The organism is Bacillus sp. 37MA, from assembly GCF_000372765.1.
In the GTDB taxonomy this organism is placed as follows: Bacteria; Bacillota; Bacilli; order Bacillales; family Domibacillaceae; genus Domibacillus; species Domibacillus aminovorans.
Window position 1 is genome coordinate 55,806 of sequence record NZ_KB889754.1, and the last position, 6,222, is coordinate 62,027.

Sequence of the window (6,222 nt, forward strand, 5' to 3'; positions counted from 1 at the left end):
AGAGTTGAAGCAATAAAAAATATGATGAAGAGTCATGTTGTGATGGATACAATTACAGCATAAAAGGAGGAAAAAAAATGAAAGTAGCAATTGCCTCAGATCACGGGGGAGTAAATATTCGTCAAGAAATTATCGCCTTATTGGAAGAAATGAATATCGAATATGAGGATTTAGGATGTGAGTGTAGTACATCTGTTGACTATCCAGACTATGCCGTTCCAGTAGCTGAGAAAGTAGCAAGTGGTGAAGTAGATCGTGGAATTTTGATTTGTGGGACAGGTATTGGAATGAGCATTGCGGCAAACAAAGTAAAGGGAATTCGTTGTGCATTGGTGCATGATATGTTTAGCGCTAAAGCAACAAGGGAACATAATGATACCAATATGTTAGCAATGGGAGAACGTGTCATTGGTCCAGGATTAGCTCGTGCTATTGCAGAAATCTGGTTGACGACTCCATTTGAAGGCGGTAGACATGAAAATCGAGTCTGTAAAATAACAGAATATGAAAATAACCATGCATAAACCTATTCAACTATAATATAGAGGAATAGAGCAATTAAATAAATATAATCAAGCAATCAGACTGCTGAGTTAGTTATCAGCAGTCTCTGTTTATCTAAGAGTGGATCAATTGTATTTATAAAAGTATACTTTTTGACACTATGTAAAAATAAAGTGTGTACTTGTTAAGTTTATCTATATGGTTAATAATTAAAAATAATAAAGAGTATAAAGTTAGTCCTATCTATAAAAAATGATTCTATAAACAAATAAGGGGGGAAAATAGTGTATCGAAAAGAGTTTTTTGTTTTTGAACAAAATCGCCCGATTCCAGCAGTGATTCGAAATTACAACGAAGCAGACTTTAATGGGTTAATTAAGGTTCAACAGGAAAGTTTTCCCCCTCCTTTTCCCCCGGAATTATGGTGGAATGTTGAACAATTGCATAATCATATTACTTTATTTCCTGAGGGGGCCTTATGTATCGAAGTCGATGGTAGAATTGCAGGTTCAATGACTGGACTACTAGTTGATTTTGATCCTTCACACCCTGAACATACGTGGGAAGAAATAACGGATAATGGATATATTAGAAACCATAATCCGGAGGGAAACACGCTTTACGTAGTGGATATAGGGGTTAGCCCTTTATACCGTAAGTTAGGATTAGGAAAGTGGCTAATGCAATCGATGTATGAGGTTGTTGTCGAGAAAAAAATAGATCGACTTCTAGGAGGTGGACGAGTCCCTGGATATCATAAAATGGTGAATGAAATGACACCTGATGAATATCTTGAAGCTGTTGTTAAAGGAGAATTGAGTGATCCAGTCATTACTTTTTTACTTCGTTGCGGCCGTACACCAGTCAAAATGGTCAAGAATTACCTTGAAGACGAAGAATCATGCAATTATGCAGCACTTATGGAATGGAAAAATCCATTCTATTTATCAATGTAGACAGGAGAATGATAAAAAATGGAGTATTATAGAATTACGAATATAAAAGATCCTTTATTTAAACAAATGCATCAACTTATGCAAGATGTCTTTCCTCCGGAGGAAGTATTAGAATTTTCATTGTGGGAAGAACCTTTACAAGATCCTGGAATTCGCATCTTTGTGGCCGTTCATGGGGGAGAAGTAGTCGGAGCGACAGAGTATCGTTATTATGAAGACTTTAATGTTGCTATGACAGATTTTACAATTATCGGTAAAGATGGACTTGGTGTAGGTGCATTTTTAGCTAGTAAGAGATTAGATGACTTAAACTCTGTAGCTATGGACAATGGCAAGGAATTGCAAGGAATGTTTGCTGAAATTTATGATCCTTACCGCATAGGGGACCATGAATTTGGAGGCGTAAAGTCCATGAACCCTTACGTTCGCCGTGAAGTGCTATCCCATCTTGGTTACAAACGACTTGATTTTCCTTACGTTCATCCATCATGGAACAATGATGGAGAGGCCGTGACAGAATTAGATCTTTGCTTTATGCCAATGGCCAAAAATACAGATGAACTGCCTGCAGAGCTTGTTGTAAAGTTTTTAAGACGTTATTATTCTGTGTTATCGAATAAACCAAAATCATGGTTTACAATGGTTGAAGATTTAGAGAAGCAGGAAATGATAGCGCTGTCAAGGGTGTAATTCAGTGAAAATCCTCAATTGAAACGACAGAGCTGAACAAAATGGTTCATACCATTTCAATTGAATGAGTGATTTAGGCAAAAATGTCTCATTGCTTGTAAAGTATTGGAATGATTAAAAACAGAAAACAGAAAGGTTGGGGTATAATGTCAAATTATGTAGCGAAAGGTTCTATTATTTGTAAAAATTGTGGAGAGCTTATTGACACTATGCCTACAGAAAAAGTAACTGTCTATTATTCTGACTGCAAGCAAGAATCGTGTGAAAATAGCCAATCACTAGAGGAATAAGAGTAAGGTATATTTATACAATTACGAAAAAAGATCGTGCAAAAGCCGATCTTTTTTTCGTAGTTGTGTTTAACTTAACAAGCACATTATATTATATTGAAATTTCATATGATCGTGATAAATGGGTCAACTTACTTTTAAAATACAGCTCTTACACACCACTAGTGACACTGTCAGTCTTTTTTTCTACAGCATGACCGCCAAACTCATTACGAAGTGCAGCGACTACTTTACCTGTGAAAGTGTTATCGCCTTTCAAAGAAGTATAGCGGCTCATTAGACTAGCTGTAATAACCGGTGTTGCAACTTGTAAATTAAGTGCCTCTTCAATAGTCCATTTCCCTTCGCCTGAAGAGTTCATAACACCACGAATTCCATCTAGTTTCTCATCTTTAGAGAAGGCATCTTCAGTGAGTTCCATTAACCATGAACGGATTACAGAACCATTATTCCATAGTTTTGCAACAGCTTCATAATCAAAATCATATTGCGATTCTGCAAGGACTTCAAACCCTTCACCAATAGCAGCCATCATACCATATTCAATGCCGTTATGTACCATTTTAGTATAATGACCAGAACCGGCTTCTCCAGTGTAAAGATATCCGTTTTCTACTGCTGTATCACGGAAAATTGGCTCAACAATATTCCAAGCCTCTTTATCGCCACCGACCATATAGCAAGCACCGTTACGAGCTCCACTCATACCACCAGAAGTACCAGCGTCCAGGTAATAAACACCAGCGTCTTTAAAATCGTTATACCGGCGAATTGATTCTTTATAATGAGAGTTTCCTGCTTCAATAACAATATCTCCTTCTTGAAGCAAAGGTTTTACTTGTCCTAATACTTTATCTACAACTTGGTGAGGAACCATAATCCACAAAACGCGAGGAGACTCTAATTTACTTACAAGCTCTTGCAAATTAGTTGTCCCTTCAGCACCATAACTTACTAGTTCTTGAACAGCAGTTTCGTTTAAATCAAAACCCGCTACTTCATGTTTATTATCAATAAGGTTCATACCTAGATTTAAGCCCATTTTACCCAATCCGATTAAACCAATTTTCATCCTAATTGACCTCCTGTTAATAACTATATAAAAATAATTTTTAAAGCTGTATTCTCAGTTGATGGAGGAATTATTTAAGTACTATTACCACCATTTAAATCCATCCTCATCTACCAAACGGTCAGAAGCCTCTGGTCCCATTGATCCTGCTTCATAAAGGTGTAGAGGAAGGGTGTTATCCTCAAATGCTTCTAATAATGGCTGGATCCAAGCCCACGAAAGCTCAACTTCTTCCCAGTGCGCAAAGAAAGTTGCGTCACCACGTAGTGCATCATGTAAAATCTGTTCATAGGCTTCAGGAACCTGCTCCTGCTGATGATTGGCAGAAAAATCGATAGTAATTGGCTCGATTTTTCCGTTATTCAACGGGTTTTTATTGTTTAATTGTAAGGAAATCGTCTCGTTCGGGCTGATTTCAATCGTTAATAGATTTGGTGCGGTTTCTTCCAGTTGCTTTGAGTACAGCTCTTTCAATGGATTCTTGAGTTCAATAACAATACGGGTAGACTTTTCTTTCATCCGTTTACCCGTACGGATGTAGAATGGAACGTCTTGCCAAAATGGATCATCGATCCATAAACGGGCCGCCACAAAAGTATCATTCGTTGAGGTTTGCAGGATCCCGGGTTCTTCTTTGTAGCCAATGACAGGTGATCCTTGAATCGCACCTGAACGGTATTGACCACGAACGATGTGTGCAACGGCTTCTTTTTTGGAAACAGGTCGGACAGATGCCATCACTTTTGTTTTCTCTTGTTGAACCTCAGTTGAGAGGAATCGTTTAGGTAAGTGCATAGCCGTCATCATCAAAATTTGTAGCATATGATTTTGAACCATATCGCGAATGGCTCCGGCCTGATCATAATATCCGGCTCGCTCTTCGACCCCAACTGTTTCACTAGCTGTAATCTGAACGTTGGCGATAAACTGATTATTCCAAACAGCCTGTAGCAGCGGATTAGCAACTTCTAAAGTCTCCAAATTTTGGATCATTGGTTTTCCAAGATAGTGATCGATGCGATAAATTTCCTTTTCCTCAAAAGCGTTGCTTAATATGGCATTTAGCTGTTGGGCGGAGGACAAATCATGACCGAAAGGTTTTTCAATCAAAAGTCGTTTCCATCCTTTGACTGAGCCTAGTCCACTTTTAGAAATATTCGATGTAATTACGTTAATAAATTCAGGAGCTACCGACAAATAAAACATTCGATTTTCTGGAATACCTAACTCTTTTTCGCGGTTTTGAATGAGATCAAGCAACGTATCATAACCGTCGCTGTCTGTGACATCTAAGGAGCTATATTGGAAGGAACGAATAAATGTTTCCATTTCCAAATCTGAGCTACCTAATTGTCTCGAAAAGGTGCGAATTGAGGATTCCACGTGCGATTGAAAGGTGTCATTAGATAGTGCTCTCCGCCCTAGACCGATGACTGAAAATGTCCGTGGCAATTTATTATCAAGATATAAATTATAAAGAGCAGGAAAAATTTTTCTTTTTGCCAAATCGCCTGTCGCACCGAATAGAACGAAGGTCATGGAGTCCACATTCATGGTCATCTTGGCAGCGCTTTCCTCGAAAGGGCTAACTGATACACTGTTCATATAATTTCCCTCCTGTCAAGTTTATCATGTGTATAAAAGCGTAAATAATGAATTTACGCTGCATGAATCTAGCAAATTTTCATTTTAAAAGGTGTCTTTGTTTCAACATCAGTATAATATCTGAAGATTTTATTTGTAAGTACGCACTTTTTTGTTATATAGTATAGAAAAGTACACTGTTATCATGTATACTCACATCAAGGGAGGGATATAGAATGAGCCCTATTCGTGAAAAGTCGTTTAATTGTGAAAAAGAATTGACACTGTCTATTATCGGTGGAAAATGGAAGATGTTAATTATGTGGCACTTGGGAAAAGAAGGGACAAAGAGATTCGGTGAATTGAAATCTCTCATACCTGCCATCACGCAAAGAATGCTTGTGAGTCAGCTTCGCGAGTTAGAAGAAGATCTCATTGTTTATCGAGAAGTGTATCCTGTCGTTCCGCCCAAAGTCGAATACTCACTTACTGAACGAGGACATACGCTCATCCCCATTCTCGAGTCTATGTATATATGGGGGAAGGATTATACAGAAAGTATTTTGGATCAAAAAACAGAAAAAACGGCTTCTCGTTAATAGAGAGAAAATGGATTTTCTGTGCAGTAAAAAATGAAAGCGCTTCAAAGGATGATTACAAATAACGAGCAGATAAACCTTAATGGTATCTTTTTCGACACTATGTGATGACAAAGTGCGTACTTTGTTTTCTGAAAATTAGAACTTATAATAGGACTTGTACCAATCCAACTAACAAACTAAAAGGAGTGACATATCCATGAAATTACAATTAGCACTTGATCTAGTCAACATTCCAGAAGGTATCGCAGTCGTTAAAGAAGTAGAACAATTCGTTGATGTCGTTGAAATCGGCACACCGGTTATTATTAACGAAGGCCTTCGTGCAGTAAAAGAAATGAAAGAAGCATTCCCTAACTTAACAGTTCTTGCGGACTTGAAAGTAATGGATGCAGGCGGTTACGAAGTAATGGTAGCCTCTCAAGCAGGCGCAGGTATCGTAACGATTCTTGGCGCAACTGATGATGCAACAATCAAAGGTGCTGTAGAAGAAGCGAAAAAACACGGTTCTGAAATCTTGATCGACA

At 38.0% G+C, this 6,222-nt stretch carries 8 protein-coding genes; 6 read left to right on the plus strand and 2 right to left on the minus strand.

The window, feature by feature from the left end:
* Nucleotides 1-77 precede the first annotated feature (77 nt).
* From rpiB to A3M5_RS26525, 4 genes are all read left to right on the plus strand, one after another.
* Complete coding sequence (rpiB, locus tag A3M5_RS0121455; protein WP_018395809.1) at nt 78-524, plus strand: ribose 5-phosphate isomerase B; 447 nt, start codon at nt 78-80, stop codon at nt 522-524.
* A 264-nt stretch (nt 525-788) separates the two neighbouring features.
* A complete protein-coding gene (locus A3M5_RS0121460) occupies nt 789-1,460 on the plus strand; it encodes a GNAT family N-acetyltransferase (protein ID WP_018395810.1) in 672 nt (223 codons plus the stop codon).
* Nucleotides 1,461-1,478: 18 nt separating this feature from the next.
* Nucleotides 1,479-2,150, plus strand: coding sequence for a hypothetical protein (locus A3M5_RS0121465; RefSeq protein ID WP_018395811.1), 672 nt, complete (start codon nt 1,479-1,481; stop codon nt 2,148-2,150).
* Between the two features lie 146 nt (nt 2,151-2,296).
* Nucleotides 2,297-2,440: a GapA-binding peptide SR1P gene (locus tag A3M5_RS26525; protein WP_081897930.1), complete on the plus strand. Its 144-nt coding sequence runs from the start codon at nt 2,297-2,299 to the stop codon at nt 2,438-2,440.
* A 151-nt stretch (nt 2,441-2,591) separates the two neighbouring features.
* Here the strand turns inward: A3M5_RS26525 and gnd are convergent, their stop codons facing one another.
* Both gnd and zwf read right to left on the minus strand, forming a co-directional pair.
* Nucleotides 2,592-3,512, minus strand: a complete 921-nt coding sequence (gnd, locus tag A3M5_RS0121470) for a phosphogluconate dehydrogenase (NAD(+)-dependent, decarboxylating) (RefSeq protein ID WP_018395812.1) — start codon at nt 3,510-3,512, stop codon at nt 2,592-2,594.
* 84 nt (nt 3,513-3,596) lie between these two features.
* Nucleotides 3,597-5,117, minus strand: coding sequence for a glucose-6-phosphate dehydrogenase (gene zwf, locus A3M5_RS0121475; protein ID WP_018395813.1), 1,521 nt, complete (start codon nt 5,115-5,117; stop codon nt 3,597-3,599).
* 215 nt (nt 5,118-5,332) lie between these two features.
* On the opposite strand from zwf, the gene hxlR reads away from it, so the two are divergent.
* Both hxlR and A3M5_RS0121485 read left to right on the plus strand, forming a co-directional pair.
* Complete coding sequence (gene hxlR / locus A3M5_RS0121480) at nt 5,333-5,695, plus strand: transcriptional activator HxlR (protein ID WP_018395814.1); 363 nt, start codon at nt 5,333-5,335, stop codon at nt 5,693-5,695.
* Nucleotides 5,696-5,894: 199 nt separating this feature from the next.
* The coding region (locus tag A3M5_RS0121485; RefSeq protein WP_018395815.1) for an orotidine 5'-phosphate decarboxylase / HUMPS family protein at nt 5,895-6,222 on the plus strand (328 nt) is incomplete at its 3' end.

Coding starts and splice junctions, on each gene's coding strand:
- gnd (WP_018395812.1), bottom strand. CDS start 3,512: ATGAAAATTGGTTTAATCGGATTGGGTAAAATGGGCTTAAATCTAGGT.
- A3M5_RS0121465 (WP_018395811.1), top strand. CDS start 1,479: ATGGAGTATTATAGAATTACGAATATAAAAGATCCTTTATTTAAACAA.
- hxlR (WP_018395814.1), top strand. CDS start 5,333: ATGAGCCCTATTCGTGAAAAGTCGTTTAATTGTGAAAAAGAATTGACA.
- rpiB (WP_018395809.1), top strand. CDS start 78: ATGAAAGTAGCAATTGCCTCAGATCACGGGGGAGTAAATATTCGTCAA.
- A3M5_RS26525 (WP_081897930.1), top strand. CDS start 2,297: ATGTCAAATTATGTAGCGAAAGGTTCTATTATTTGTAAAAATTGTGGA.
- zwf (WP_018395813.1), bottom strand. CDS start 5,117: ATGAACAGTGTATCAGTTAGCCCTTTCGAGGAAAGCGCTGCCAAGATG.